This is a genomic window from Corynebacterium sp. ZY180755 (genome assembly GCF_054331495.1).
The window spans coordinates 1114030-1141000 of the sequence record NZ_CM135811.1 but is presented as its reverse complement, the minus strand read 5'-3'; the positions used below and the strand labels follow the sequence as shown (position 1 = coordinate 1141000).

The 26971-nt window shown below is 55.5% G+C and carries 18 protein-coding genes, 2 tRNA genes and 1 pseudogene; 4 read left to right on the top strand and 17 right to left on the bottom strand.

The features are described 5' to 3' along the window. Nucleotides 1-36 precede the first annotated feature (36 nt). Together ACXM2N_RS05310 and ACXM2N_RS05305 are read left to right on the top strand one after the other, a co-directional pair. Complete coding sequence (locus tag ACXM2N_RS05310) at nt 37-1386, top strand: MFS transporter (protein WP_458490725.1); 1350 nt, start codon at nt 37-39, stop codon at nt 1384-1386. Between the two features lie 331 nt (nt 1387-1717). After that, a complete protein-coding gene (locus ACXM2N_RS05305) occupies nt 1718-2092 on the top strand; it encodes a hypothetical protein (RefSeq protein ID WP_458490723.1) in 375 nt (124 codons plus the stop codon). 778 nt (nt 2093-2870) lie between these two features. Here ACXM2N_RS05305 and ACXM2N_RS05300 read toward each other — a convergent pair. From ACXM2N_RS05300 to gltX, 5 genes are all read right to left on the bottom strand, one after another. Beyond that, nucleotides 2871-2943 (bottom strand) — tRNA-Glu (locus tag ACXM2N_RS05300). Nucleotides 2944-2968: 25 nt separating this feature from the next. Further along, nucleotides 2969-3040, bottom strand: a tRNA-Gln gene (locus tag ACXM2N_RS05295). Nucleotides 3041-3181: 141 nt separating this feature from the next. Continuing rightward, a complete protein-coding gene (locus ACXM2N_RS05290) occupies nt 3182-4294 on the bottom strand; it encodes a PHB depolymerase family esterase (protein ID WP_458490721.1) in 1113 nt (370 codons plus the stop codon). 539 nt (nt 4295-4833) lie between these two features. Continuing rightward, on the bottom strand, nt 4834-5886 hold the full coding sequence (locus ACXM2N_RS05285) for an alpha/beta hydrolase family esterase (protein WP_458490719.1): 1053 nt from the start codon (nt 5884-5886) through the stop codon (nt 4834-4836). A 187-nt stretch (nt 5887-6073) separates the two neighbouring features. Then, entirely contained in the window at nt 6074-7567 is a 1494-nt protein-coding gene (gene gltX, locus ACXM2N_RS05280) for a glutamate--tRNA ligase (protein ID WP_458491020.1), read from the bottom strand. Nucleotides 7568-7657: 90 nt separating this feature from the next. Here gltX and ACXM2N_RS05275 point away from each other — a divergent pair, with 90 nt between their 5' ends. Then, complete coding sequence (locus ACXM2N_RS05275) at nt 7658-8809, top strand: isochorismate synthase (RefSeq protein WP_458490717.1); 1152 nt, start codon at nt 7658-7660, stop codon at nt 8807-8809. 65 nt (nt 8810-8874) lie between these two features. Here ACXM2N_RS05275 and ACXM2N_RS05270 read toward each other — a convergent pair whose 3' ends face one another. The 12 genes and pseudogenes from ACXM2N_RS05270 to ACXM2N_RS05215 form a co-directional block, all read right to left on the bottom strand. Continuing rightward, nucleotides 8875-9672 (bottom strand): fumarylacetoacetate hydrolase family protein, encoded by a 798-nt coding sequence (locus ACXM2N_RS05270; protein ID WP_458490715.1) that lies wholly within the window; start codon nt 9670-9672, stop codon nt 8875-8877. Between the two features lie 129 nt (nt 9673-9801). After that, nucleotides 9802-10488, bottom strand: coding sequence for an exonuclease domain-containing protein (locus ACXM2N_RS05265; protein WP_458490713.1), 687 nt, complete (start codon nt 10486-10488; stop codon nt 9802-9804). A 45-nt stretch (nt 10489-10533) separates the two neighbouring features. Next, complete coding sequence (locus ACXM2N_RS05260; protein ID WP_458490711.1) at nt 10534-12411, bottom strand: putative nucleotidyltransferase substrate binding domain-containing protein; 1878 nt, start codon at nt 12409-12411, stop codon at nt 10534-10536. 287 nt (nt 12412-12698) lie between these two features. Next, nucleotides 12699-13718, bottom strand: coding sequence for a 3-isopropylmalate dehydrogenase (locus ACXM2N_RS05255; RefSeq protein ID WP_458490709.1), 1020 nt, complete (start codon nt 13716-13718; stop codon nt 12699-12701). Between the two features lie 52 nt (nt 13719-13770). After that, nucleotides 13771-14016 (bottom strand): FAD/NAD(P)-binding protein, encoded by a 246-nt coding sequence (locus tag ACXM2N_RS05250; protein ID WP_458490707.1) that lies wholly within the window; start codon nt 14014-14016, stop codon nt 13771-13773. Nucleotides 14017-14446: 430 nt separating this feature from the next. Continuing rightward, complete coding sequence (gene serA / locus ACXM2N_RS05245) at nt 14447-16039, bottom strand: phosphoglycerate dehydrogenase (RefSeq protein WP_458490705.1); 1593 nt, start codon at nt 16037-16039, stop codon at nt 14447-14449. 175 nt (nt 16040-16214) lie between these two features. Next, nucleotides 16215-18113 carry a hypothetical protein gene (locus ACXM2N_RS05240; RefSeq protein WP_458490703.1) on the bottom strand — a complete coding sequence of 633 codons (1899 nt, stop codon included), beginning with the start codon at nt 18111-18113 and terminating at the stop codon, nt 16215-16217. A gap of 197 nt (nt 18114-18310) precedes the next feature. Further along, nucleotides 18311-20125: a GmrSD restriction endonuclease domain-containing protein gene (locus tag ACXM2N_RS05235; protein WP_458490701.1), complete on the bottom strand. Its 1815-nt coding sequence runs from the start codon at nt 20123-20125 to the stop codon at nt 18311-18313. Nucleotides 20126-20180: 55 nt separating this feature from the next. Beyond that, the gene (locus tag ACXM2N_RS05230; protein ID WP_458490699.1) at nt 20181-21155 is read right to left on the bottom strand and encodes a cation diffusion facilitator family transporter; all 975 of its coding nucleotides are present in this window, start codon (nt 21153-21155) and stop codon (nt 20181-20183) included. Between the two features lie 145 nt (nt 21156-21300). Next, a complete protein-coding gene (gene ilvC, locus ACXM2N_RS05225; RefSeq protein WP_458490697.1) occupies nt 21301-22314 on the bottom strand; it encodes a ketol-acid reductoisomerase in 1014 nt (337 codons plus the stop codon). A 133-nt stretch (nt 22315-22447) separates the two neighbouring features. Further along, nucleotides 22448-22969, bottom strand: a complete 522-nt coding sequence (gene ilvN, locus ACXM2N_RS05220) for an acetolactate synthase small subunit (protein WP_458490695.1) — start codon at nt 22967-22969, stop codon at nt 22448-22450. 32 nt (nt 22970-23001) lie between these two features. Continuing rightward, nucleotides 23002-24891, bottom strand: a pseudogene (locus tag ACXM2N_RS05215) (acetolactate synthase large subunit); the annotation flags it as partial. 489 nt (nt 24892-25380) lie between these two features. Between ACXM2N_RS05215 and ACXM2N_RS05210 the strand changes: the two are divergent. Then, nucleotides 25381-26961, top strand: a complete 1581-nt coding sequence (locus tag ACXM2N_RS05210) for a mechanosensitive ion channel domain-containing protein (RefSeq protein ID WP_458490693.1) — start codon at nt 25381-25383, stop codon at nt 26959-26961. Nucleotides 26962-26971: the final 10 nt, after the last annotated feature.

The following is a 26971-nucleotide window of genomic DNA, read 5'->3' as shown; positions in this document are numbered from 1 at the left end:
ACAATCCTTCGCTAAAACTTCAGAAAGATTCTGACCATGTCTACTCTCAAAGGTGCCGCGCTGAATCCAAAGCGCGCCGTGCCAGTGCTGCTGTTCGTCTTCGTTTTTGCACTGGTCATTGATAACGGTTTCAAGACCATGACCATGCCGATGGCGGAAGGCCTGGGCATCCCAGATAACACAGCTTCCCTACAGGCCTCCCTGGCTGGTGTTATCATCGGCATCGGCGCCGTGGTATACGCGGCCCTCGCGGATTCCATCTCCATCCGCAAGCTCATGCTCACCGGCGTTATCCTGGTCATTGTGGGCTCCATCATGGGCTTCGTATTCTCCGGCTCTTGGCCACTGGTTCTCACTGCACGCCTCATCCAGACCTCCGGCCTGGCCGCTGCTGAGACCCTCTACGTCATCTACGTCACCAAGCACCTAAGCGAAAAAGACCAGAAGACCTACCTGGGCTTCTCCACCGCCGCCTTCCAGGCTGGCCTGCTCATCGGCGCACTGACCTCCGGTTTCGTCTCCACCTACATCTCCTGGACCGCGATGTTCCTCATCCCGTTGATCCTGGTGCTGACGGTTCCTGCCATCTACAAGATGATCCCAGAAGACGAAGCCGTTGAGGGCCACCTGGACGTCATGGGTCTGTTCCTCATCGCGGTGTTCGCCACCTCCCTGACCATGTTCATGCAGGCGTTCAACTGGCTGTGGCTCATCCCAGCCGTCTTGGGTCTCGTCGCCTTCATCTGGCACGTCAAGTCTGCTAACCAGCCACTGGTCAAACCGGAGTTCTTCACCAACGGACGCTACGTATGGACCCTGGCATTCGTCTTCTTGGTCTACTCCACCCAGATGGGCTACATCTCCCTGCTTCCATACGCTGCTAACGAGCTCCACGGCATGTCCATCGACGAGGCATCCCTGCTGATGATTCCTGGCTACACCTGCGCCATTCTTGTGGGTGTGTTCTCCGGAAAAATCGGCAAGTTCATGTCCTCCCGCACCACCGTCTACACCGGTGGCGCCATGATTGCCGGCTCCTTGCTCATCGCCGCTCTGTTCGTGCACGTACACGTAGCGGTCCTGGCCGTGACCATCGTCGCCTTCGCGTCCGGCTTCGCACTCATGTACGCCCCGCTGGTCAACACCGCGCTGACCTACATCACCGCCGCTAAGTCCGGCATCGCCATTGGTTTCTACAACCTCACCATCAACATCGCTATCCCGCTGGGCATTGCGTACACCTTCAAACTGTTGGACGTTACCTCAGGCTTCAACACCACGCTGTGGGTCTTGGCAGCCGTAGCAATCGTCGGCCTCGTTATCTACGTGGTTACCGACCAGGCCATGGCAAAGAATGAGTCTGCAGACGTTGCGGCTAACCAGTAAGTTAGATGTTCATGCGAGACAAAGTAGCTAGGCTCACTAAACACACTCTGCTCAAACCACAGTCTCCCCGCTAACATCAAGGCACTTACCGAGGGTGCAGCCCGCCTCGGCAGGTTCTGCGTCCATAATTCCCCATCCCGGCTGCCCGTTAAGGTCACATAGGCCTCAACAGGCAGCCGGGGTGGGTTTTCTCATTTGGAGCTGCCAATTCCTCTATCAACGCCGCCGAGACCACCCACGCCCACAAGGATGGCGCGGGCGAAGTAGACATGATCATCAACGCGACCACCAAGGGTTATGAGAGGAAGCGCCAGAGGCCGACGCTAAAGCCGTGCGCGATGCAATCCATAGCACGTTGTTGAGGGCCATCATTGAATCCGCCGAATTCCAGCGCAACGCCGCCGAGGTCATCTCCGCTCCCGGCGCCAAGGCCTTGGTCTCGGCGACAAAGAACTCAACCCAGCTAACCAATTTCGCCGTCAAGGCACTCGATACTGGCTGTGGCATAGAGGGCACCACCTCCCCCAACAATGGCTACAAGGGCTACCTCAGCGGCCCCGTGGCCACCGGCGACACTGAGGGCGTGTATCTGGACCACCCGCCTATGCCGAAATTGCCGAGGCAATCGTCACCGCCTCATTCACCAATGAGGTCCCGCGCGATGACACCAACATCCGCAACGTGGACAACCGCTCAGATCACCTGAAGCGCGCACTCAGGAATGCAGGCGGGACGGAAAATGCCCGCGGCAACCTGACGGAAGCGCTAACAGCGATGCACGGCGTCGGTGCCGCCTTAGGAAAAGAGCTACTTACACGCGCAGGATCCAGGGTCTCCCTAGTGCCGGAACAGGCCCAGCCGGCCCCAGATTTCCCGCCGTGTCCTCCCCTAATCCAGATGATGACGCGGCGTCGGGCATAAGCAAGGCCCACGCCACGGGGCTCACCGATAACACGTGGGTTGGCTACACCGATGACTGTGCCGTCGTCGACGAGAAAGAACCGTTGGTTTCTGCTGCGATCTCACCGCGGTACGCGACACGGACGATATTAACAACTCCGTCGTGTCGGCCTGCCTTGCTGCGTACATCAAGGCGAGGGCAATACGCTTACCGGACGTCTCAAAGCCATCTATGCCACCTTAGGGCCCTCTATACCACCCATAGACGTTCCATATGGAGGACATCTCCCCGAATTGCTAAGGACATGGGGAAGGTGAGCCAGGAACCCACCAACGGAGCTAGCAGGTTCCCCGCCATCGTGGGAACCGTCCCGTTGTTCTGGGGCGATGACCACGTCATCGACCGCCCATCCGGCACCGAGCCAAAACTCACATGCTACCTAGAATCTCCCAGGCCCAGCACTACTTCTTGGACGTGCAACCGAGCCCGTAATCCCCAGCGCCGGAGAGCACCCGCTTGGATTCTAGGGAACTTAGCGAACGCGAAAAAGACCTCCAACCGAAGTTGGAGGTCTTTTACTTTGTACCCCGTACGGGATTTGAACCCGTGTTACCGGCGTGAGAGGCCGACGTCCTAGGCCGCTAGACGAACGGGGCATAGAACTAGCGAATTTAATCGCGGCTGGCCTACCAGGACTCGAACCTAGAATGACGGTACCAGAAACCGTAGTGTTGCCAATTACACCATAGGCCAATGTTTCCAGCTGCTTAGTGCTAGGCACTGCGCTGTGCAACGAGGAATACTATAACCATAACCCAGTACTCGTGGCAAATCTCCTGCTCAACGAGCATTTTCGCATCTTCTCAACTACGCCGAAATTACACCGTTGTTGGGCTACGCAGCGCTGTGGACCGGCGGTACTGCAGGTACTTTGGACTGACGTGCCAAAAACTCCCAAACCTCACGCGCCACGTCTGGTGCGAAGTTCCACGAGTGGTCAGCACCATGAACCTTCAGGTGTTCAGTATTGGCTGCGCATCCTTGGTAAGCGATGAGCTCTGCGTTACCTTCCTTAGGTGTCACCACCGGTGGCACGGCATGGCACCTGTTGCGGCGCGCATAACCGTCCACCACTGCCTGGACTGGAAGATACGGTGAGTTGTGCAGGAACCCTCCGTCGTAGCGGGTCAGTGTGTCAGCTGTGCCATGAACGATCAAAACTGGGATCGGCTTATTCCCACAGTTGATCTCCACTGGGTTGTAGTAAGCCGCTGAAACCATCGCCACGCCGGCAAAGATATCCTGAGCATGGCAGCCAAGAACAGCGGTCATGCCACCACCGTTGGACATGCCAGTAGCGTAAATACGTGTGCGGTCGACTCGGTAATCACTATCGACGGCATCAATGAGCTGACGAACAAAGGCGATATCTTCACCAGGAGCGCTTTCCGAATACGGCGCACCTTCCCACGCGTGCCCCAGCCCCTCTGGGTAAATAACTATCGCTTCGTCAAGTGCCCCGGTTGTGCCGAAACGCGCGTAGGTTCGATAATTCTCTGGAGTGTCGTGCCAGCCACCGAAGCCAAATAGGATCGGTGCAGCTTTGTTCGGGTTGTACTGAGGAGACACGCTCAGCAGGTAACGGCGCTCCTTACCCGCAGGGGAAACAATCGTTAGAGACTCCACAGTGCCCGGCTCAACAGGGACCACCTGAGATACAGTGGTATCCCCTGCCCACTCCTCCGGCTGTGCTGGCGTAGCCACGGGCACCGGAGTAAATGGAGAGGTAATAGGAGCCTGTGGGGCGGGCTCAACTGAAGGCACAGCAGAGTTAGCCGGAGATCCGTTCATCTGCTCAGCTGCTGGGACAGGTGGCTGATCCTGGGCCACTGCGAACGTTGACTGAATAATGGCTACGGTGAGCATGAACGTGCATGCCGCAAAGAGCAACCCGATGAGCTGATTTCTCCGGTGGCTGGGGATTGCCTTAAGTTTCGCTAGGGTCACGAGAATTCCCTTTGCTCTCAAAAACGGAACAACACGTAAATATTAGTCCCATTATCCAGTAGCCAAAAAGATAAACAACGTTGTATGCGTCACACATTCTAGCGAATCCCTCTTACATTACTGCCGGTTAATGGCTAGGAAATCCCAGATCGTTAATTCAGTTCGGGGTTCTTTAACCATGAGTGGCGCCTCCACTACTCGTCCAGCCGTGGGAAGCAAAAGTACCGGCATCGGCAGCGTGGATCCTGGCGAGTAGGTAGGAGGAACCGCGTCGCACTCGGCACGGCCAACTCCCACAATTACCTGAAGATCTAACGTCTGCCGATTGTCAGGTTGATCCTTAGTTACTGCGATGAGATCACCAGCCCCACAAAGGCAACCAAGACCCACGCTGCGAGTACTAACTCCACTCTGCGAGCATCGCAAACTTAAGGAACGTCCCTTGGTATTTACAAAAGTGCTTGAACCATGAAGTCTTCACATGAGCACTCGGTAGTGGGCCGAAAGCAAAAGGCGTTGAAACGCTGAAACGGGTTTGGTTAACGGCTTTGACGGGCTAAGAAATCCCACATTTTCCTCGCCGTTTCAGCATCCTTGGGCCACACGTGTCTCCCGCCAGGAAGACGCACGTGTTGAGTCTCATTCAGGCAGCCTTCAAATACGGCTATCTGGTTGTAAGGTAGCTTATCCAGGTCGTTGGAGATAATACTGCAGCCGTTACGCTTGGAGAACTTTTCGGTTGCCGTCAGCGTGGACAACAACGTGGTGTCGTGTTTTTTACCGCCATCGTAGGGCACTGTTCCGTCGTCAGTACCGTGGACGGTCATTACAGGAACACCTTCATTGGAGCAGTCATCAAAAATTGGCGAGTAGTAGGCGCCGGATACCAGCACAAGGCCCGCGAACTTATATGGAATGCGACAGCCCAAATTAGCCACCATGCCACCACCGTTGGAGTAGCCAATTGCATAAACGCGGTTGTGGTCAACGTTGTAGTGGGAGCTCACCTCGTCCAGGAGGCGCTCCGTGAGGTCAACGTCCTGCTTAATCGAGGTTTTCGAGTACGGGGCGCCTGCCCAGGAGGCGTTAATGCCTGCAGGCATAACGATGATTGACTCGTAAATGATGTCCGTCTTGAATAACGAACTCTCAATGAAACTCTCTGGGTTGCTGGTTCTACCGTGGAAAGCGAAAGTCACAGGTGTCGGTTGTGAATCATCGCGGTTATAGTGCGCTGGGATGCTGAGCAGGTATCGGCGGTTCTCACCCTTGGAATCCCGAATTTCAAGGCTACGTACTTGTCCAGGCTTCACTGGCAACTCAGCTGACCTCTCATCCTTAGGTTCGCCCGAGATCCTCTGATCGGGCTTGCCAGGATCCACGTAAGTACGAGCAGCGCTACTCCCGGAAATAACTCCCGCCTCTTGGGCCACACTACGTTCGTTACCGCCCGCCCCAATGCTGTTTGAGATCACCATTCCCAGACTCAACAGCAGTATGACAGCTACGGACACGATGAGGATGCCAAGGTTGCTAGCGGGGTCAACCTGAGCGTGACGCCCCCTTTTGTACTTTCGCAACCTTTGATCCATAAGGCTAAATATTAGGTTGTTTGGGAACGGAATCCCTAATAGGCAACGCTCGAATGATGAGTTTTTGAGCAACCACATAGCCTTACCCGCTATATGTACCCAATCTCAAGTATCAAGACTGGACAATAAAAAGAAGCGGCGCCCTTTCAACGGCGGGCACCGCTTCTTAGCCTAAGACTGATGATCTTTAAGCTTCTGCTACCACATATGGAGTTGCCTCACGGGCGGCACGTAGACGATTGAGCGTGGACTCCTTACCAAGCAGCTCCATGGACTCAAACAGAGGCGGAGACACAGCCTGTCCGGAGATACCTACACGCAGAGCGCCGTAGGCAACGCGAGGCTTGAGACCAAGATCTTCAATGAGGGCCTTGGACAAGGCTGCCTCAATATTCTCGGTGGTGAAGTCCTCAACGCCTTCGAGAGCAGCAATGCCAGCTTCCAGCGGCTGAATCGCAGCTTCCTTCAGGTTCTTCTTAGCAGACTTCTCATCCAGCTTGAGGTCCTCATCAGCAGTGACGAGGAAGCTCAGCAGGCCGTAGCCATCCTTTAGGGTCTTAATGCGGGTCTGAACCAGCTCTGCAGCGACAGCAAACTTGTCCGCTGGGTAGTCCTCTGGGAAGTCGGTGAACTCAGTGAAGTACGCGCGCAGGCGCTCCTCAAATACCTTTGGCTCCAGCAGTCGGATGTGGTCAGCGTTGATCGCCTCGAGCTTCTTCTGATCAAAGCGCGCTGGGTTACCCAGTACGTCCTCAACCTTGAAGTTCTTGATCAGTTCCTCCATGGTGAAGATGTCTTGATCGGAGGATAAGGACCAACCCAGCAGTGCAAGGTAATTCAGCATGCCTTCTGGGATGATGCCGTTATCGCGGTGGTTGAACAGGTTGGACTGTGGGTCACGCTTGGAGAGCTTCTTGTTGCCTTCGCCCATGACGAACGGCAGGTGGCCGAATTCTGGGGTCTGCTGCGCTACGCCAATCTGCTTTAGCGCCTCGTACAGGGCCAGCTGGCGTGGGGTGGAAGGTAGAAGATCCTCACCACGCAGCACGTGGGTGATACCCATGAGAGCATCATCAACTGGGTTAACAAGCGTGTATAGAGGGGCTCCATTGGAGCGTGCAACAACGTAGTCAGGCTGAGTCTGAGCCTTAAATTCGATCTCACCGCGAACTAGATCGTTGAATTTCCAATCATGGTCTGGCATGCGCAGGCGCCAGACTGGCTTTCGGCCTTCTGCCTCAAAAGCCGCGATCTGCTCATCGCTGAGGTCACGGTCAAAATTGTCGTAACCCAGCTGTGGGTCGCGGCCTGCTGCGATGTGGCGCTCTTTGACCTCCTCTGCCGTGGAGTAGGCTGGGTAAACCAAGCCTGCGTCCTTGAGCTTTTCCAAAACGTCGGCGTAGATATCCATGCGCTGGGACTGGCGGTATGGCTCATGAGGACCACCAATGACTACACCTTCATCCCAGTCCATACCCAGCCACTGCAGGGAATCGATAATGGCCTGGTAGGACTCTTCGGAGTCACGTGCAGCATCGGTATCTTCGATGCGGAAAACCAGCTTACCGCCGGTGTGACGGGCATGTGCCCAGTTAAAGAGAGCGGTGCGCACCATGCCGACGTGCGGGGTGCCGGTTGGTGATGGACAAAAACGTACGCGTACTTCAGACATGGGTTCCATGGTAGACCATCGGTTCGGATTTTCCGTGTTCACAGCGCGGTTGCTGCGTCACTTACTAAGGCGCGAAGGTAAAAGCTAAGATGGTCTGTTATGTCTGCACCGAAGCAATTTGAACAACGCCCCACAACAGCTCCCGATTTCTGCTTATCTAGGGCTCATGGCTCGGTGCGAACCCAAGGTGCGAAGCGCACGTTCGATTCGATAGAACCAGCTATCGCTGCGCTTCGCGACGGCAGCGCTGAAATGATCGTGGGTGCGCTCCCCTTCCGCCGCGACCACGCAAGCGCGCTGACTGAACCAGCCAGCATCATCCGCGAGGAAGGCACCTTGGAGCCACACAGTTACTACCGGTACGGCGAGGGGGCGAAGCTCAGCGCTTCGCTAGTTCGCCTCGTTCCTGAGTTGAATGAGCACCGTGACCGCATCCAGGCAGCAATCACCACACTGGAAAAGACCTACTTAGACAAGGTTGTCCTTGCTCGCGCAGTCGACATTGCCTTCGACCCACCCGTTGACCCGCGCCTGATCGCGGCGCGGCTGATCGATCTGTCCTATTCCCGCGACGGTTTTATTGCAGACCTCTCCCCAGCCGGTGAGGATTTTGTTGGCAACACCCTAGTGGGTTCCTCCCCAGAAGTGCTTATCAAGAAGCAAGGTTCCACTGTTAGCGCCTATCCGTTGGCCGGTTCAGCCCAGCGCAGTAGCGACCCTGTTGAAGATGCCACTCGTGGTGAACTTCTACGTCGCAGTGAGAAAGACCTCGCTGAGCATGCATTTGTAGTGGATCACCTGCGTCGCTTACTCACTCCGGTGTGCTCTACCCTCTCGGCTCCATCTACCCCTGAGCTCACCAAGACCAATGAGATGTGGCACCTAGCTACGCCAATTAGTGGCACGCTGAAAGACTCATCCATGACAGCACTAGAGCTCGCTGCATTAGTTCACCCGACTCCGGCAATTTGCGGCACGCCTACGGATGCCGCGGAGGAACTGATCAGTATTGCTGAAGATGACCGCCGATTCTATGCAGGAGCTGTCGGTTGGGCTGACCGCTCCGGAGACGGCGAGTTTATGGTCGCCATTCGTTGTGCGGAGGTCTCCGCCGACGGTACCCACGCTCGCGCGTGGGCCGGCGGCGGAATCGTGGCGGATTCCGATGCCGAGGCCGAGGTCCAGGAGACGTCGGCAAAGCTCCGCACGATCATGCGCGCGCTGGGACTGAGCGCTTCCACCGAAGACTAAGAAAACCCCTGATCACCTACAGGATCAGGGGTTATCTGCTGCGAGTTCAGCAACGCCGATTGCGGTTATGCTCGCTGCACGGGATTGCCCAACTTACCAATGCCTGGGATCTCAACTTCAATGAAGTCGCCCGGCTCCATAGCCTCGGTGCCCGCTGGGGAGCCTGTGCAGATGACGTCCCCTGGGAGCAAGGTCATGGACGCAGTGATGAACTCGATGATTTCACCGATGTTCATGATCATCTGATTCGAATTTGAGTCCTGCTTTGTTTCAGTCACGCCGTTGTGGGTCAAGTGAGCCTTAATTGGCAGGTTGGTGGTGTCAATGGAGTCTAGATCCGTCTCAATCCATGGGCCAAGTGGCGCAAACGTATCAATACCCTTGGCACGCGCCCACTGGCCGTCAGCAAACTGTAGGTCGCGGGAAGAAACGTCATTGATAATGGTGAAGCCGCGAACAACCTTCTTCCAGTCAGCCGCCTTCACATTCTTGCAGGCTTGACCGATTACCAGCGCCAATTCGCCTTCGAACTCTACCTTGGTAGCAAAGTCTGGAATCTTAATAGCAGCACCCGGACCTACCACGGCTGTAGGTGGCTTGAGGAACAACGTTGGCGGAAGGGATTCCGCTGATTTTTGGAAGACCTCCGCGACGTGGTCAGCGTAGTTGCGGCCAATGGCCACGATCTTGCTTGGCAACATCGGGGCGAGCAAACGCACCTCTGCAAGCTTGTATTCACGACCGGTGTACTGAGGCTCAGTAAACGGGGTGCCCTCAATTTCGCGGCAGACCTCGGCGCCTTCAGCACCTTCTACTACGCAGAAACACATTCCATCTGGGGTTGCAATTCGTCCAAAACGCATGCCGACAATCCTACAACGGATATCCCACGGGACAGAATGCGATGCCCATTTCTTACCTGTTTTCTTCGTTTGCAGAACTCTGTGCTGTTCAGACGTCTGTTCTCCCCGCGCAACCTACCCCCAAGAGGGCTACATGATGACGGACTTCAGGGTGCTCCAGTTATTGCCTGCCACCATAGCAATGTAGAGCTCAGCACACGCCAGCGCATCAGTTAGCGCGTCATGGGAACGGTACGCCGGCAGTTCGTAGCGTGAGCGAACGCGGGGTAGTCGAAGATCCTCGCCACGCGGATAGGTGGACATCCGCTCCATGTGGTGTCGCTCTAGCGCAAAAGTGTCCACAAATTTGGTGTGCTTTGCGTCAAAGCCCGCCCCAAAATACTTCTTACACGCGGCGTCTAAAAAAGAAAGCTCTAGTGCTGCGTAATGTGCAAGAATGCTGCGCCCTTCTAACGCCTTAAGAAACTCCGCCACAGCGTCCTTTTCAGCTACCCCCTCGCTTAAGTCCTCGTCAGTAATGTGGTGAATCAGGGCAGATCTACCCACTGATTGCTCACTTTCCACATCGTCGGTTTTGACGTAGATGTGCTGGGCACCAGAAAGGTCGATCACCGTACCGTTGACCGGCACCCAACCTATGGAAAGCATGCGAGAACCCTGAGCGTTCAGGCCAGTAGTTTCCATATCCACCGCAAGATACTTGGCATCCTTTAAGCTCGCTGAGGCATCAACTTTCGCGCTAGCGTAGAACTGCGCTAGAGCACCCTCAGCGTTAGAATGTCCTCCACGAAATAAACCTCCAAAAAGCCGCGCCACGCCCGCTCATCCCTTCTTTTCTCACGCCGTATACGAACGAAGCACCTAGATGCTGCGGGTTGGGTACTCGGTACTCAACGCGTTTTGCATACCCTTGATGATCTGAAAAGCGTCACGCAAGTGCTCACGATCCATTTTGGACAAGGAGCTGGGGTCAATGTGGTAGGTAGGCTTCAGGCCTTTTCGGATCTGCTCCGCCTGATTGTGCAGCGCAATCTGGTTAATAAAATCGAACGCATCCACCAGATCCTCTGCCCCCTTGCCCGAGACCACACCACTAGCCGCTGCCTGCATTAACCGAGGACGCGTGCCCACAGCAGTAACACCGGCCGAAAGGGCAAACAAACGGGCCATCTGCACAACCGCCGCGGTGCCACCCTTCTTTACGTCGAGGGTGTTCGCGTACTCGCCGGATCGTTCAACCACAAAACCACGGAAAAAACCCAGTGGTGGCTCGCGCCGGGCTGCCAGAGTTGCTAAGTGCGCCTGCATGCGGGTTGCAGTCTTAGCCATGTCAGTTGCAGCCTGATGTATCTCATTGACCATGTCAAACGCCTCTGGCGCGCTACCGTACACCGCGCGAAAATCGAAGAAGGTTTGCGCATGCAATAGGTTATCCGGCTCCGGCGTGGTAATCCACGTGCGGAATGTGGAAATCCACTGGCTCTTTGTCATACGCCACTGCGGGTTGGATGCCATCATGTCACCTGGGCACTCTACTTGACCAGCTTTATCCAGGCTGGTGCAGATGAATTCAGCCATGTCCGCGAAATAGCGGCCGTGCTGGGCCTCATCGTAGGCATCATCAATAACAAGGCAGTTATCTTGGTCTGAGGCTAGCCCCATGCCACGACGCCCTTGTGAGCCCACCGCAACAAACGCGTAAGGAATAGGAGCAGGACCAAACCTTTCTTCACCCAACGCTATGACGCGGCGCGTGAGCGAGTCCGCTGCCACGGTCATCAGACCGGAAACATCCTCTGGACTCGAGCCGCGTTCGATAAAGCGCACAGCAACCTCGTGAGCGGAACTGAAGACGCCCGCAAGCTCCTCAATGGTGCTTTTGCGAGCAAAGTCCGCGGTGACATACATCGGATCATTTCTCAGCAGACGCATAATATCGGGGGACGACACGATTCCCACGAGCTTATTCTCATCCACGATGGGAAGGTGGTGAATGCCCATTTCAGACATGATCATCATGGCCTCAAAGGCCTGCGCACTTGACGGCAGGGTCCGCGGGTTCTCCGTCATGATCTCCGTGACCGGGAGGTGAACGTCAAGCTCCACAGCAACGACCTTTCCGCGCAGATCACGATCAGTCAGAATACCCAGGACATCACCATCAATCTCCTTATCCGTAACCAAGAGGCTCGAGACATTCATGGCCTGCATCGTGCGTGCGGCGTCACGTATCGATGTGCCAGGCGTAACCTTAGCCGGCGTTGTGATCATGAAGTCGGATAGATGAGTCTGGAGGATATCTGAAGATGACTTCTTACGAAGCTGCTGCGCGGCCGCGGACATGCGCTTGGACTGCCCCGCAAAGAATCGCCCAAACTCAGGGTAGGCGTCTACGATTCGGATGAAAGACTCACGCGGTATGTGCAGCAGCAGTGTATCTTCCACCGCGATCATGGTGTATTTGGATGAGTTATCCCCCATGATCGTTGAATACCCAAATGAGCGGCCCGCTTCACGGCGGTCAAGCAACGTCCCCTCGTCATCGAGCACGTCTACCGCGCCTTTGCGTATGACGTAGCAATAATCATTAGGGGAACCTACGCCGATAATCTCCTCGCCTCGGCGGACGTAGGACATTTCCATGGCTTGAGGAATGTCCCGCAACACCTGATCAGGAAGACTGGAAAACGGCGTAGCAGATGAGAGGAAGTCGCGTACTTCGTCGAGTTCAACGGTCATTCCCCCATCGTAGACGTGATACAGACCACAAATGCGAAAATTGCCCTCTAGAGCGCAATTACCCACCGCACGGGTGCACCTACTGGCAACACGAGAACGCTACATCACACTCGCCCCTCAGCCTTCAACGGGCTTATCATCCTTTAAGAACTAGCTGGCCACACCTAACAGATAGCCACTTTTCCAGCCAGAAAAAACCAAAACGCTGCCAGGCCCCCAGATCCTAAGTTCTGGCACAACTGACAGCGCTGGATGAAACAGTTACGGCCCCACAGGACCGCGAGCGCTTAGCCCCGAAGAGCGGCCGCGATGCGGTCGCCTACCTCCGTGGTGACAATCTTTGCGTCGCCCCGATGGGCTACGTCTTCTGCAACCGCAGCCTCGATCTTTGCGGCGTTGGCTTCGTCGCCAAGATGACGCAGCAGCATTGCCGCCGACAGGATGGCGGCCGTAGGGTCTGCGATGCCCTTGCCCGCAATGTCCGGCGCGGAGCCATGAACAGGCTCAAACATGGACGGATTAACGCCGGTGGCGTCAATATTGCCGGAAGCGGCGAGGCCAATGCCGCCAGTCACAGCACCCGCAAGATCAGTCAGGATATCGCCGAAGAGATTGTCCGTGACAATGACGTCGTAGCGGGACGGATTAGTGACCATGTAAATGGTTGCTGCATCAATGTGGTTGTAGTCTACGGTAACGTCTGGGTACTCAGCAGCCACGTCATTAACAGTGCGCTGCCACAAGCCACCAGCGTTAACCAGCACATTGGTCTTGTGCACAAAGGTGACATGCTTACGACGCTTAGACGCGCGCTCAAACGCATCACGCACCACGCGCTCAACACCGTAGCGAGTGTTCTGGGAAACCTCCGACGCTACCTCATGAGGGGTTCCCTCTCGCAGGACACCACCGTTGCCACAGTACAGACCCTCTGTTCCCTCACGCACGACTACAAAATCAATCTCACCTGGGTTAGCCAGAGGGGACTTAGACGTTGGATACAACTTGGATGGGCGAAGGTTCACGTGGTGATCCAGCGCGAAACGCATCTTCAGAAGCAAGCCACGCTCGAGGATTCCCGGCGGTACATTCTCAGGGTCACCGATTGCGCCGAGCAAAATTGCGTCATGCTCACGCAGAGATTCCAAGTCCGCATCAGTGAGAAGCTCGCCATTCTTCTTGTAACGTCGACCACCGAGATCGTACTCAGTAGTCTCAATATCATCGCGTACAGCATTGAGGACCTTGAGAGCTTCAGCAGTAACCTCAGGGCCGATGCCGTCGCCACCAATAACAGCAAGTTTCATTATATGGAACCTCTTTTCTCACTATGTGGACGTTCTGGGTCTTAGCCTAGCACTAGATCACATTCTTTGCGTAGCAAAAAGCGCAAAATACCCAGCGGATCCGCAGAAGAATCCACTGGGTACGCTGCGCTATATCCCAAACCTTGCCGCCGCCATGCTGAGCATCATCAATCCGATGCAGATCTAGCTGTTGAGGGGGATCAGTGATGCTATTGAGTTGGGCAATCATGCGCTCCAACGTGGAAACTCCACGTGGACCCAGCCCGATGAGAGCAATGGAAGGTGTCGACGATGACATCGATAAGTTCCTCAAATCAAAACGGTAGAGTTCATTTACTTTAGACCGCTAGGTCTAGTTTTATATCCACTAAACTATACCACTTAGTCTGTTACGGTAAAGAATATAACCAACCCACCCAGCACCAACAGCCAAAAATCCGGTAGTAGAGAGAAAACCCTTTCGCTGGCTTCCACCTCCTTTACAGATCAAGCAAGCAATCGCTCCAGTTCAAAAAACCGCCAAGCAGCGATATTTAGATGAAGGAACAGGGTCCATGGTTGAGCTAACACCCGAGCACCACCCCACCTACGCGGCGAGTACTCACCAATTCCGTCCAAGCCCACGCAGGACGCGTGCCAGAATTCTGGCACCCAAGTGAAAGAAGTCCTCTCATGCAAAAACCCACTCGGGCACACAGTGCCGAGTGGGTTCTCTTAACGCCTATCTTTTAGGCGAAGTTAAACTGAACAGCCTTTGCATCCAGCTCTGCCTCGATGGATTCGAGGACATCCTGTGGAACTTCCTTCTCCACACGGACGATAAGAACTGCATCCTTGCCGTCTGCTGCTTGGGTCAATGCAGCAGCGTCGATGTTAATGCCTGCGGCGCCAATCTTGGAGCCAACCTTGCCCAGTGCACCTGGGACGTCAGCGTAGGTGAAGAATACGTTCTGCCCCTCAGCGCGCAAATCGATGCCACGGCCGTTGAGCTGAACAATCTTCTCAACCTGGTTCAAAGCGGTCAACGCACCAACAACGGAAGACGTGGTGCCATCAGAAGCAATAGCCTTGACCTCGAGTACGGAGCGGTGGGTTGCGGACTCCGGAGCGGTAGCAACCTTGAGCTCAACACCACGCTGCTCAGCGATTGCAGGAGCGTTAACAAAGGTGACTGGCTGATCAACGGTGCCAGAGAACAGGCCGCGCAAAGCGGACAAGCCCAGAGCATCTACCTGCTCGGTAGACAGCTCACCGCGAGCCTCAACCTCCAATGCAACAGCTGCGCCGTCGAGGAGCTTGCCAGCAACCAAGCCCAGCTTGCGGGCAAGATCCAGCCATGCTGCCACCTCTTCGCCCACGCGACCACCGGACACGTTCACTGCGTCCGCCACGAACTCGCCGGACAGCGCCTTCAGAACGGAGGCTGCAACATCGGTACCTGCTCGATCCTGAGCTTCCACAGTGGACGCGCCCAGGTGAGGGGTAACTACTACCTCTGGCAGATCAAACAGTGGAGAGTCCGTGCATGGCTCGGTCTCAAAAACGTCAAAGCCTGCACCACGGATGTGTCCGGACTTGATGGCGTCCGCCAGTGCCTGCTCATCAACAAGGCCACCACGGGCAGCGTTGATGATGATCTGGCCCTTCTTAGCCTTAGCAAGGAGATCAGCGCTGAACATACCAGCGGTTTCCTTGGTCTTGGGCAGGTGAATGGTAACGAAGTCCGAGCGGGACATGAGCTCTTCCAGCTCAACCAACTCAACACCAAGCTGCGCAGCTCGAGCCGGGTTTGCGTATGGATCGTATGCAATGATGGTGGTTTCGAAAGCAGCCAGACGCTGTGCGAACAGCTGGCCAATGTGGCCGAAGCCGACAACGCCCACGGTCTTACCAAAGATCTCTACACCAGAGAAGGAGGAACGCTTCCACTCAGCGTTGCGCAGAGTCTGATCTGCAGCTGGAATCTGACGAGCGGTGGAGAGCAGCAAAGAGATTGCGTGCTCACACGCGGAGTGAATGTTCGAGGTTGGTGCGTTAACAACCATGACACCGGCTTCGGTAGCAGCTGGAATGTCCACGTTGTCCAGGCCCACACCTGCGCGACCAACGATCTTCAATTTGGAAGCAGCATCGAGTACTTCCTTATCAACGGTGGTTGCTGAACGCACCAGCAGTGCGTCTGCCTCAGGAACTGCCGCGAGCAGCTCTGGGCGGTTAGGTCCATCAACCCAACGTACTTCTACGGCATCTCCAAGCGCGTCTACGGTGGACTGCGCTAGCTTGTCGGCAATAAGAACGACAGGACGGCCATTTTCGCTCACGTTTATTCTCCTGAAAAATTACGCAATGTCCGCATATGTTGGACACGACCGCGCCACAACCTATGGGGTCCACACCTTCAGCTACCGGCGTGCGACTGCGATCAGTGTAAACCAAAAAACAGCGTGTGACCTGCCCTTGTGAAAATATGCTCACAAATTCCTGCATATAATGCGTTTAGCCGTTAATAATTAACCACGGACGGGGGGAAAGTTTATTGAACTCAGCGACTCGCTCCACGCTACCCTCACTCTCCATAGGGGCAGATTCACCACTTAAATCAGCATTCGCCCACCCGTAAAAGATCTTCTTACCTAGCTTGCGGTAATCATCCACCGTTCGGGCAAATATCTGCTTAGACTGCTCCCACGTAAGATACGCACCATCCTCCCATGGGTAAGGCTGCGCGAGAACGGTAAAGGCAATGTGCGGACTCGTTGTACTGAGATAGTCTCTGTTGTCCACCATCCCCGGCGCGTTTTGGGCAACGATGAAAGCTTTCTGCGGAAGTTTGTGGGCCTTGATTAAGTCAGCGAGATAGCCGCTAGCTTGGTTTACTTCGCGGGCCTCTAGGACCGCGAAACCGCGGGCCGCCTTATCCTCGGTGGTGTCGCTGAGGCGAAGCACAGTCTGGTCGTCGTCGACAAGCTGAGTGGCAGGCTCTGCCCCGTCCGGTGAGCCTTGGCTGTCACCTAGGGCACGGGACGTGGCGGAGGTCTCGGAACGCCCCGATCCGGCGAATCCGCCGGCACTGACTCGAGGATCGGCTGCCGGAAACTCAGGCTGCTTAGATGTCCGGTCTTGCTTCCGAGCCAATTCCGATTCCTCACTGACTGTCTCAGAATGGCCGGTCCCCAATGCTGCTGCGGCGCTTAAATCCAGCATGACGGAAACATTAGGCTCCAACAGCAGATCCTCTAGCGCGCGTAGCTGGCCCTCAACTTCCCCCGGCACTGGGGTGATGGACACGATGCCAACGCCTCCAGCATCGGTCACCGCCTGAATCTGCTCTCGCTTTTCAGCCCACTGATCACGGGACTCTTGCGACTTCCCTGTCCCAAAATCCACGATAACCGCGTTACTGAATCGACCATCCAGCAACCGAGCGACTTCAGCCTGCTGTTGTTGGGAATACGAGACTAAATCACTGCTTGCGTCAGTGGACCCGTCAGCACTCCCGCTAAAAGAGCTAGCCTCCACAGCCACAACCGTGCGGCCCGGAAACATGAGACCGCCATCACCTGCAATCGGCGTCGGGACCGCCTCACCCAAACGAATCTTCTCAGACAGCTCGCGCGCCGTGCCGAACTGCGAGCCCAAAGCGATAAGCGGTTGATCTGCAAGACCCGCCACCATCTCCATAGACTCCCGGTTAAAACGCGGATCAGGGTAAGGCATGGAGCGCACAGTCGCGCCATATGCACGCGCCGTGGCAACTGCTGCTACCGAACTCTGCTCACTAGCAATAACCAATGGAGCCATATCCGCATCACGTTTGGACTGTGCTGGGAAGGGCTGGACCCTCTCTCGAGACGTGTCCCTACGAATCGGCGTGTCCAACGCTTCCTGGTAAGCCTCCTCGTCCCACGCCGGAACCAGATACGTAACCTCCTCGGGGTCAAGCTCTGCCACCGCCCTAATCACGGACGTGGGATATGTAATCGCTTTTGGGTAAAACTGCAGGGAAGTCAGCTCCCCCAAGGCCGCAATGCCACCGGGATCCTTAATTCGGATCTGATCCCCCTCACCCGTTGCCAACGCAACGTCACCAACCTCCAACACGTAGCGGGCGCCCAACCGGCCAATCTCTGCAATAACCGCCGAGCGAGTGGAATCAGTCATGGTCAGCATAGGCGCATGCGCCACCACAGCTATGGAAGCCGCCCGCACCTGATCAGCAACATCGCCACCAGAAACGACCACCGTATCCGAACTGTCAAAGAACTTCCTCGATGCCTCTACCCCACTTCCGTCACTGTCTGCGATGACTTCAGGAGTTGATTGGAATTCCGTACTGACATGCCTGTTCACATTGTCAATCCGCGCCTGCCTATAAGGATCATCATCATTTGACACCACAGTCCTATGTGAACAGCCAGTAACAAGAAGAACACTTGTGGTACACACAAGAATCCATCGGCGCCACCGAGCGGCAACGTGCGGTGATTGTTTCACAGGGCTTCCCCAAACTTCTTATCGCAAACAGTCCTACAACGGGCAACGCTCCCACCTTAGTCAACGTGGGAGCGTTGCTATAAGTAACGTAACGTTACTTACTCAGCCACCTCGAAGGCGGCAGGGCCTTCCGCCCCGCTATGGAGATCGTCTTCGTCGACGTCGCGGATTGCGGCCTTGCCCATTGCCTGCTCGATCATGGTGACCATCTGCTGGCGGCGGTCGGTGAAGTACTGTGGCGCGTCCGCACTGAGCAGGAATTTCGGGTTAATGAGGTGCCCCGACACCACTTCGTCAAACTGTTGGTCATCCATCATGGATTTGGACTGCAAACGGTAGGCGTAACGAGCTGGTGAGTTACCATCGGCAACCACCCACGTGCGACGGCCCATAGGGGTGCGGTTGAGCACGCTGTTGGCCAGCACGTCGCTGATACCGTGTTCGTGGCACCAGCGCGTAGGAAATACGGGGCGGAAATTGGTGCCAAGATCCTCGTAGGTGTCAGCGTTAAACGGCTGGGCGGTGCGCCAATCTCGGGCACCGCGACCCATAATGAGCGCAAAGATTCCCTTGTACAGGCCGGAATCGGGTCCTGCACTGAGAAGGCGGGATTCCGTCAACTGAGCCTGCTGCACCGAACGAGGTGTCTCGGTATCGGAGCCAACGCCAGCGGCGGCCAGTACCCACGGCACTACCTGATCTACATCGATAGCCGCACGGACCACAGCTGACGGTGCCGCATAGAGCTCACCAAACACGCAGTTCCAGAACCACTGATTCAGCCGATCCCACGCGGCACGGTGAACGAGGACGTCACCGTGCTCGTTCAGTAACGCAATAATCACTGCAAGCGGCACAAGCTGGAAGTTGTTAGGCACTTGCTGGGTGTTGATGATGCAGCGCTCGCGCATAAATTTCGCTGCCTCCGCGAAACCGTGAATCATTGCATCAGCTCCGCGCCGGTAGTCCGCCAAGTTTAGGCTCAGGATGGCTTCGCGATGGCCATCTGCTTTGCCTTTCTTGAACGTGTGATACAGAGCAACGGCAGACAAGAATTGAGTTTTGTCGATGTCGTCCAACGCAGGGTACTGCCTCAACTGAGATTCGATGTGCGCCCAATCCTTCAGCAGATCGAAGTCTGCGTTCTCTAGCTTAAATACTGAGGTCATGAGCTCAAAGACGTCCATCTGTAATCCAGAGGCGTTGGCATGAGCAAAAATAGCGGCAATGCCAGACCGTGCGGTCTCCCTATCAAGACGAATCATAGGCACTTGGTACGCTGCCAGCGGCTTGAGCACCTTGTTGTTAAACGCCTTGGTTACCTCGCGGAACCCTGGCTCGGAACCATCAGCCAGATCGAACAGCATGTCAGTTCCCTCATCTGATAGCAGCACATGTACGGGAACTAGGCCTGCTGCCAACTCAGTTGCGCGATTGCAGAGGATCGTTGGAACGTCGTCTGCGAAATGGCTCAAAACGTTGCCATCCTTGTCGGTGGAAATGATCGCCTCTTCTGGCAGCACAGGAGCAGACACTGCCTTCCTTACATCCACATAAAACCTGCGCTCGACCTTTTTATCGCGCGCATCGACGCTGCGGACGAGGCCGTCGCCGCGCAGGCACTGGTACAGCGTGGTGATGCGCTGCTGACCGTCGAGAAGCAATAGTCCCGGAGCCTCCCCGGTGTCGGGCGCGCCCTTTATTGGGCGGGACTTGAAACGTGGCGTTTCATTGCGGGTATCTAGAGCCATGATGGCTCCGATTGGATACCCTCGCAGCACAGTGAGCAGCAGCGAACGGATGTCATCGATAGTCCAACGGAAGGAACGCTGGAAGTCCGGAAGCTGCAGATCACCGCGATCAATGCGGTTAAAGAGATCATCAAGGTCATAGCTTGGTGTAGAAAAACCCATGGCGCCAATCCTAACGCCCAAGGGCTTGGTTCGCCCAAGTAGCCGGCCTCACCAGCTAGTTAGCTTCACACACCGTCTCATGGTCAGCATGATCCTTGGACTCTAGCTGAATGGTGGAATGGAAAATACCGTTGCTTTCCAAGACTTCCTGGGCTCGATCCAGCACTACGCAGTTGCCGCCACGACCCTCTACCCCATCGTCCAACACTACATGGGCGGTAGCCAGCAGACTGTTACCATCCAACGACCATACGTGGAGATCATGCACAGTTGCGACCCCCTCAAGCTGCACCAGCTGTTGTTCGATTCCAGCTACATCTAGGCCTTCAGGCACCCGTTCCAACAGCACCGTTAGCGCTTGACGCAGCAGAGCCAGTGACCGCGGAAGAATCAGCGCTGCAATGATAAGAGAAGCCACCGTATCCGCGGCCTCTACCCCCGTGAAGCGCATGATAAGCGCTGCGACTATGACAGCCACCGACCCAAACAAATCCACCAGGACATGCAGGAAGGCGCCCTCAATGTTCATGGACTCATCGCGATGACTGTTCAGCACCACCGCACCGAAAATATTAGCCACTAAGCCGATAACACCGATGATCAGCATGACCGTTGTGTCCACGTTCTCCTGAGCGCGGAAACGCGATACAGCCTCAATGACAATCCACACCGAAATTGCCGTCACCGCGATCGCATTGAACAAAGCTGCGAGGACCTCAACACGTTTATGCCCGTAGGTGGCACTGTGGGATGACTTCCTTCGCCCCAACGCCATTGCTACTGCTGCCACCACCAGACCGGTAGAATCCGAAAGCATGTGCATGGCATCGCCAATGAGAGCCAAAGAACCTGACACGATGCCACCGATGAACTCCAGCACAAAAATCATGACGGTGAAGATAAGCACCGTCAGCAAAGCCTTCAGCCCGCTCGGTACATGCGAATGATCGTGGCCGTGGCCAACCATTGTGCTGTGATCATGACCGTGGAAGTGACCGTGTCCGGGGCGATCATGGTGGTGGTTATTCATAAAGGCCATTAAACAGTGTTTACTAGCGTTTTTCAATAAACTTCTTTATTGAAAATAAGGGTGGGGCGTGCAGAGAAAGAAAACCGGCCACACCCCATGCACACAGCAGGGATGTAGCCGGCCTTCTGAAGCTCAGTCGGATAGATTAAGCGGTTTCGTTCAAATCAACCTTTACCCAGCTCATCATGTCACGCAGCTTGGCACCGGTCTTCTCAATTGGGTGCTCAGCAAACTCAGCACGCAGCCCCTCGAGCTCCTTGTTGCCACCTTCAACGTTGGCAACCAGTCGCTTGGTGAAGGTTCCATCCTGAATATCCTTCAGCACTTCCTTCATGCGCTCCTTAGCACCAGCGTCAACAACGCGTGGGCCGGACAGGTAGCCACCGAACTCAGCGGTGTCAGATACGGAGTAGTTCATGTTAGCGATGCCGCCCTCGAACATGAGGTCAACGATCAGCTTGAGCTCATGCAGGCACTCGAAGTATGCCATCTCAGGCTCGTAGCCGGCCTCAACCAGAACCTCGAAGCCGGTCTTAACCAGGACCTCGGTGCCACCACAGAGAACAGCCTGCTCACCGAAGAGGTCAGTAACGGTCTCCGCCTCGAAGGTGGTTGGGATAACACCAGCGCGTGCGCCACCAATTGCCGCAGCGTAAGACAGCATCAGCGCTTGGCCCTCACCGGTTGGATCCTGGTCAACAGCGATCAGGCAAGGAACGCCCTTGCCGTCTACGAACTGACGGCGAACGAGGTGACCTGGACCCTTTGGCGCAACCATGCCGATAGTGACGTTAGCTGGCGGCTTGATCAGGTCGAAGTGGATGTTCAGGCCGTGTCCGAACAGCAGTGCATCGCCCTCATTCAGGTTCGGTTCGATATCGTTCTCGAAGATGGTTGCCTGAGAGGTGTCCGGAGCCAGCAGCATGATGACGTCTGCCCAAGCAGCTGCATCAGCGTTGGACTTTACCTCGAAGCCAGCTTCCTTTGCCTTTTCAGCGGACTTGGAACCCTCACGCAGGCCGATAACAACCTCAACGCCGGAATCGCGCAAGTTCTGCGCGTGTGCGTGACCCTGGGAGCCGTAGCCGATGATAGCTACCTTCTTGCCCTGGATAATGGTTACGTCTGCGTCTGCTTCGTAGAAGACCTCAATTGCCATGAGGAAAGCCTTTCTGATGGAAATTACTTGTTTGGAAATATATCACAAAAATAGCGAAAATGGGACAATATGTCTCATTTTATGAGATTTTGCGGCATGTAACCGCGTCACGGGCACCCATTTTCGCTGTTTTCTAACGGTTAACTGACGGCGCCATGGTCTTCGGACCACGGTTTAGCGCAATTTGGCCCGAGGAAATGAGTTCACGGATACCAAATGGCTCAAGCACATCTAGCAAAGCTCGCAGCTTTCCCTCCGTACCCGTAGCCTCCACCACCACTGAATCTGGCGCTACGTCGACAACTCGAGCGCGGAAGATGTTTGCTGCGTCGACCACTTGCGGGCGGGTGTGAGCATCAGTGGAGACCTTCACCAGCATCAGAGCACGCGCGATAGTGGATTCCTCTTCCAAACGGACCACCTTGAGCACTGGAACGAGCTTGTTCAGCTGCTTGGTGATCTGCTCAATGTTGATCTCATCCGCCTCAGCGACGATGGTCAAGCGGTTAATGCCTTCGGTCTCAGTCTGACCAGAAACAAAAGAGACAATATTGAAACTGCGGCGGGTGAACATCGCGGAAACGCGAGAGATAATACCGTCCTGATCCTCAACGAGAACGCTCAGGATATGACGGGTGATTTCGGAATTACTCATTGTAGAAATGTCCTAACAATCCTTATATCGATTTAGTTCTCGTTGGCGTGGCCCAAGTCAGCTTCGGTGGACTTATCAATGGCCTCAGAAATCCCCTCTGGGGATTCAGCCGCAGATTCGTCCGTGTCAAAGAATGGGCGCAGATCGCGAGCGTACTGAATGTCAGAGTTAGATGAGCCACTTGGAACCATCGGCCACACCTGGGCATCCTCGCCGACAATGAAGTCAATCACCACAGGACGATCGTTGATCTCGCGAGCCTTCTGGATTGCCGGCAGGATTTCTTCTTCCTTGGTCACGCGAATGGCAACACAACCCTGCGCCTCACTCAGCTTGAGGAAGTCCGGGATGTAATCACCATCACCCTTCAACTTGGTGTTGGAGTAATGACCATCAAAGAACAAGGTCTGCCACTGGCGCACCATACCTAAGTTTCCGTTGTTGATCAGCGCGACCTTAATGGGGAAGCCCTCCACCGCGGCGGTAGTGAGTTCTTGGTTGGTCATCTGGAAACAGCCGTCACCATCGATTGCCCAGACTTCCTTCTCAGGCATGCCTGCCTTGGCACCCATTGCGGCCGGGATGGAGTAGCCCATCGTTCCAGCACCACCGGAATTCAACCACGTTCGAGGCTTTTCAAAGTCAAGGAACTGCGCGGACCACATCTGATGCTGGCCAACGCCGGCAACATAAATTGCATCAGGGCCGACTTCCTTAGCCAACGTGGACAGCACGAGCTGAGGCTCGAGCAAACCATCATCAGACTTCTCCCAACCTCGAGGGAAGCGCTCCTTCAGGTCACCGAGGTAGTCGATCCACTTCTTAATCTCAATGCCACGTGGCGCACGCTTCTTAAACTCGTTCAGCAGTGCAGTCAGGACTTCACCCGCATCGCCGACGATTGGCACGTCCGCGACACGGATCTTGCCGATCTCAGCAGGGTCAATGTCTGCATGGATGACCAACGCGTCAGGCGCGAAGCTGTCCACGTCACCAGTGACGCGGTCATCAAAACGCGCACCAATGGTGATCAGCAGGTCCGACTTCTGCAGTGCGCCCACCGCAGGAACGGAACCGTGCATGCCGGGCATGCCCATGTGCAGTTCGTGAGAATCAGGGAAAGCACCCAGTGCCATCAGCGTGGTCACGACCGGAATACCAGTGTGCTCTGCGAACTCCTTCAACTGAGCTGAAGCGTTTGCCTTGATAACACCGCCACCGATGTAGAGAACTGGCTTCTTAGCCTCAGTAATGAGCTTTACCGCCTGCTCAATTGGGCGACTGTGTGGCGTAGTCACTGGGCGGTAACCCGGAAGGTCCATCTTTGGTGGCCAGACAAAGTCCAGCTCAGCGTTCTGGACATCCTTTGGGATATCAACCAGAACTGGTCCTGGGCGACCAGTTGATGCTAGGTGGAAGGCCTCCGCAATGGCCTTCGGAATCTCTTCAGCACTTGTGACCATGAAGTTGTGCTTGGTCACCGGCATCGTGATGCCACGGATGTCTGCCTCTTGGAAAGCATCCGTGCCCAGCAAATGACGGCCAACCTGACCAGTGATCGCAACCATAGGCACAGAATCAAGGTATGCGTCTGCAATTGGGGTGACCAAGTTGGTGGCACCAGGGCCGGAGGTTGCAATGCACACGCCAACACGGCCGGTAGCCTGCGCGTAACCAGTTGCGGCGTGACCTGCACCCTGCTCATGACGGACGAGCACGTGGCGAAGGTTCTTTGCGTTGTACAGGGCATCATAAAGAGGAAGCACAGCGCCGCCCGGAAGGCCAAACACTAGGTCTGCGCCAAGTTCCTCCAAGGAACGAACAATTGCTTCAGCGCCAATCATGCGCTCAGGCCGACCTTGACGACCACGCTGCGCAATAGTGGCTGGTGAGGGCGAAGTGGAAGCTGCCACGACTTCTTTCTCCTTGTTTCTTGTATATCAACAGTAGATTTTCCCTGTTATTTACAACCATGCCTCAAAAGGGGTTGATCTGCGACGATCGCTGCAAACAAGACAGATGTGAGTGTTCAACTCGTCAATTTACCCACACGGAGCAAATAAATTGGGGTTTTTGATTTTTATTTGGTCAAGGTGTGTAAAAAGCCCCCGCTGCACTTTTGGTGCTTACGAGGGCGCTTGGCGAGAGGACTAGCAAAAGTTCCCACTACGGCAGGCGCCGGGCGGATACCACTACTAGTCGAAGAATGCTCATAAGCAGTAATAGTACACTTCACTGTGAGCATGGCAACATTTACCCCCACATAGAATCCCCGTCACTTTCCGTCATCCGTGTATGTGTTACGCCCGCCAAACTTTTTGTGAATAGTTTTCGCACCCTGAATCAACAGCACCCTCGTTAAGCGCTTCTGCCCCCTGTATCGCGTCGCTCATTCGCGTTACCCTTGGGCTATGCCTTTGACTTACATCCTCGACAACGCATGGCAATGGATGGTTGACACCGGTTTCAACCTTGCCCTGCTCGTCCTCCTCGCCTTCCTCGTTCCACGTTTTGGGCGTTTGGCAATGCGCGTTGTGGAGCACAAAGTAGCTGAAGAATCAACAGACGAATCTAAGGCTCACTTGGCCTTTGCGGGAGTTGCCATTTATATCGCGCAACTCATCGGCTATTTCGTGATCTTTGTGTTCATACTGCAGCAGCTTGGTTTCTCACTCGCTGGCGCTGCCATTCCCGCAACCGCAGCGTCAGCCGCTATAGGTTTGGGCGCGCAGTCCATCATCGCCGACTTCCTCGCAGGGTTCTTCGTCCTCAGTGAGAAACAATACGGCGTTGGTGACTGGGTACGATTTGAGGGAGGAGCGACCACCGTAGAAGGCACCGTCATCCAGATCACCATGCGAGCAACGCACATCAGAACGCTGGCTGAGGAAACGGTCATCATCCCTAATTCCAAGGCGGGCGTTTCCATTAACAACTCCAATTACTGGTCATCCGCTGTCGTGGTCATGCCCATTCCGCTTTTGGCCTCGGGCTCCATTGATGAAGCCATCCAGCGATCCACCAACGCCGCCCGGCGCGCGTTGCGCACTGAGCAGATCGCACCTGAGATTCTGGGGGAGCTTAGTGTGCATGAATCGGTGGGGATCAATCCCCCTGCCACAGTCGGCTCGCCGTGGACGATGAATATCCGCTTTCTGGTTCAGGTCAAACCTGGTACGCAGTGGCGCGTTGAGCGTTGTATCCGCACCGAGGTGATTAAGGAGTTTTGGGAGGAGTACGGTTCAGCGCCCACGTTGGACGGTCGTGTCGCCACTACGTTTCAGGATGCGCAGTCAACTCCGCCACTCGGGTACGTCCCCGCAGCCTCGGCGCCTCAGCCACCTCATGGCGTTGATCCCAGTCCTACGCAGGAATGGGCCCCAGTGTTTGGCCCACGTCCCAGCTCAGATCAGCCTCCAACGAATGAAGGTGTTAGCCAGCCAGAAGAGGATCTCGAGCTAAGCCCACAGTCTGAAACCGACAAGGAGCTATCACACCCACGCTTAAGCCCCACCGCGCATGCCGATACTCTCGTTGAAGCGGGCGTGCCCCAGCAAGAGGAGAGCACTCAGGATGAGGAGGTCACTGGATGGCGACGATGGGTAACGGTTGGCGGTCGTACTCGTGTGTCTACTGCCATGTTGATGCTAGCCTTCCTGTCCCTGCTCGTGCTTCGCGGCCTCACGCTCCAGACTGGTGATGGCTACAGAGACGGTTGGCTAGCCCCTAACGTGAAGGTCACCTCCATTGCCCCGCCTACATCCCCAGCACCATCAACTGCGTCTGAAGAACCTTCAGAAGTGGAATCTGAGCAAAGCTATGAAACGGCCGAAACTCCCACTGATGCCGACACGCCTAGCACTACCGTAGGCATCCCGGACGCAAGGCCCTCGTCCTCTTCTGAGGCTGGGGTGGCCTCTCCTCAGCCCACCTCTCGACCCTCCACGGTACCTACAACGGAGGCTGAACCTTCACCAACGCCATCGCGTTGACAGTTTTCTT

Bases quoted from the DNA above. Each gene is read 5' to 3' on its own strand.
- ACXM2N_RS05275 (WP_458490717.1), top strand. From the start codon at position 7,658: ATGTCTGCACCGAAGCAATTTGAACAACGCCCCACAACAGCTCCCGAT.
- ACXM2N_RS05235 (WP_458490701.1), bottom strand. From the start codon at position 20,125: ATGGGTTTTTCTACACCAAGCTATGACCTTGATGATCTCTTTAACCGC.
- ACXM2N_RS05210 (WP_458490693.1), top strand. From the start codon at position 25,381: ATGCCTTTGACTTACATCCTCGACAACGCATGGCAATGGATGGTTGAC.
- ACXM2N_RS05285 (WP_458490719.1), bottom strand. From the start codon at position 5,886: ATGGATCAAAGGTTGCGAAAGTACAAAAGGGGGCGTCACGCTCAGGTT.
- ilvN (WP_458490695.1), bottom strand. From the start codon at position 22,969: ATGAGTAATTCCGAAATCACCCGTCATATCCTGAGCGTTCTCGTTGAG.
- ACXM2N_RS05230 (WP_458490699.1), bottom strand. From the start codon at position 21,155: ATGAATAACCACCACCATGATCGCCCCGGACACGGTCACTTCCACGGT.
- ilvC (WP_458490697.1), bottom strand. From the start codon at position 22,314: ATGGCAATTGAGGTCTTCTACGAAGCAGACGCAGACGTAACCATTATC.
- ACXM2N_RS05310 (WP_458490725.1), top strand. From the start codon at position 37: ATGTCTACTCTCAAAGGTGCCGCGCTGAATCCAAAGCGCGCCGTGCCA.
- ACXM2N_RS05250 (WP_458490707.1), bottom strand. From the start codon at position 14,016: ATGTCATCGTCGACACCTTCCATTGCTCTCATCGGGCTGGGTCCACGT.
- ACXM2N_RS05260 (WP_458490711.1), bottom strand. From the start codon at position 12,411: ATGACCGTTGAACTCGACGAAGTACGCGACTTCCTCTCATCTGCTACG.
- ACXM2N_RS05270 (WP_458490715.1), bottom strand. From the start codon at position 9,672: ATGCGTTTTGGACGAATTGCAACCCCAGATGGAATGTGTTTCTGCGTA.
- gltX (WP_458491020.1), bottom strand. From the start codon at position 7,567: ATGGAACCCATGTCTGAAGTACGCGTACGTTTTTGTCCATCACCAACC.
- ACXM2N_RS05255 (WP_458490709.1), bottom strand. From the start codon at position 13,718: ATGAAACTTGCTGTTATTGGTGGCGACGGCATCGGCCCTGAGGTTACT.